The organism is Oceanobacillus bengalensis, assembly GCF_003628445.1.
Lineage (GTDB): Bacteria > Bacillota > Bacilli > Bacillales > Amphibacillaceae > Oceanobacillus > Oceanobacillus bengalensis.
The window spans coordinates 1-2,174 of the sequence record NZ_RBZO01000073.1 but is presented as its reverse complement, the minus strand read 5'-3'; the positions used below and the strand labels follow the sequence as shown (position 1 = coordinate 2,174).

At 39.4% G+C, this 2,174-nt stretch carries 1 protein-coding gene; it reads right to left on the bottom strand.

From position 1 onward, the window contains the following. Positions 1-93: 93 nt before the first annotated feature. On the bottom strand, positions 94-1,527 hold the full coding sequence (gene ltrA / locus D8M05_RS19915) for a group II intron reverse transcriptase/maturase (RefSeq protein WP_121134861.1): 1,434 nt from the start codon (positions 1,525-1,527) through the stop codon (positions 94-96). Positions 1,528-2,174: the final 647 nt, after the last annotated feature.

Sequence of the window (2,174 nt, the reverse complement as noted above, 5' to 3'; positions counted from 1 at the left end):
ATAAAGTAGGGAAACCATTCTCATGGCTTCCCCCTTATCAAACCGTACGTGCCCTATTAAGGCATACGGCTTACCCATATGTTACAATGATTATCAAGAGGATGCGTTCCAGGCATTTTGCATCTTTTGAAGTCGGTGAGGTGTGAAATATTCCTCACCTTTTGCTTTTGCTCTTCTTATTGCGTTTCTTGTTTTGCGCTTAGACTTCTTTGTCATATCTGACAAGTAACTTTCTAAGCTATACCCGACAGCTTTGTTGAGATATAACCAGTAACTAGGAATTAAATTAATTGCTACAAAATAGGCTATGTTCCACTTATATCGCATTTTCTGCTCTTTCTTTTGTGATGGGTGATGGTGGATAAATGCTACACGTAACCTTTTCCGAATGTATCCATCTAATGCCAAAAGAATCCTTCTCATTCTTCGAGTCACACAGTGACTCTTTTGTCCATAGCTCTGATTTTCCTTTATCGCTTCAATTATAGTTACGTAATAATTTACCTTTCCACGAATAATCGGATTCACCCTATTAATCCATTCTTCTTTACTTAAAGTTAGAGTTTTACGAGTCTTCTCTTTGATTTTCAAACGAAAATCCTTTATGGACTCTTCTTTTGGAGTAACGAGGAAAGTAGGTTCTTTGTTTTCCTTCCATTGTCTCCAATGATGAAAAGTGAATCCAAGGAAGTCAAAGTCATCATGCTTAAAATCTACGATTTTAGTCTTTTCTTTCGCAATTTCTAACTCTAATTCCTTTAGCTTCTTTTTCGTTAACAAAGCTGCCTTTTTGATGTCCTCTTTTGATTTTGCAAATAATAAGAAGTCATCAGCGTAACGGACAAAACGTATGCCGTGTAAATCCCATTCCCAATCCAGTTCGTTTAGATATACATTCGCTAATAGTGGAGAAATAACACCACCCTGTGGTGTTCCTGATTCTGACTTTAGAAGTTTCCCCTCTTCCATATAGCCAGCTTTTAACCATTGATTAATCATATTTAATACGGTTCTGTCGGAAACATATTTCCTAAGCACTTTAATTAATTTCTTGTGTGGGATATTGTCGAAGAATCCTTTTATATCACAATCAAAGATATAATTATATCCTTGTTCAATATTCCAGAGAATGATTTGAAGTGCTCTTTTTACGCCTCGATTTGGACGATATCCTACTGACCAATTATGAAACAGTAAGTCTTCAAACTTGGGCTGTAATACGTTGACAACACTCTGTTGAACGATTCTGTCCTCAATAGTTGGTATACCTAATGGTCGTTTCTTTCCATTCTTTTTAGGTATATATACCCTTTTTACTGGTTGTGGCTGATACGTTTTCGTTTTTAATTTCTCTAAGAGAGCCATTATGTTATCATGCAGATTTACTTCATAGCTCTCGATTGTTTCTCCATCTATTCCACCTACACCCTTATTCGCTTTTACTTGCTCAAAACTCTGGGTTAGCTTTCGGTCGAATAGTAGTTGTCCATTTACACTGTGCAATTTAAATTTCCACTCTTGATTCATTACATATTCCTCGCCTTTCCTTGATGTACTTCCAAATAGTTCTACCGCAGTAACTTAATTGTTAACATTACATCCTATCTACGACTCGGAGCCATAGGTCGTTCCCCTTCCGTTCATTCAATGTTTGGTCATTGAATTACTCCCGTACTACGAGAACGTCTGACTTCTCCATCCGTTCATCGCCATTTCGGATTGCCCTTATAGGCTAGAACCCTGCCTGTTCGGTAAGATGGAGACCTCACGGGGTCATTACTTATTCCTTCCAGACATACCCTGCACCATCACGTGATAAGTCACACTCCCTCGCTCTGACTTCTAAAGGAAGTGCCTTTTAGTGGGCTTCCTCACTTTTCGAAAAGTCGCCAACTTAGCCCGCCGCTGTGCTTCACACTTATTGCATTAGGGTCTATCTGTTTGCCTACGGGTCTCTCGATTTACCGCATCTCCTTCAGACAACACCTCACAATGTTGCCCTAGATTAGGCTTTCCGAGCTAGGTCAGTCTCCTCGGATATGGACTTTCACCATCTGGAAATTCTGTTTCTCTCTTTCTTCCAGTCGTTACACCTCAGTGTCGTCTCTGTCCTGAAAAGAAACAGAAATAGGCGCTGATGTCAGCACCTTGTGCAACTGCCCGTCGCACAAAAA

Bases quoted from the DNA above. Each gene is read 5' to 3' on its own strand.
- ltrA (WP_121134861.1), bottom strand. From the start codon at position 1,527: ATGAATCAAGAGTGGAAATTTAAATTGCACAGTGTAAATGGACAACTA.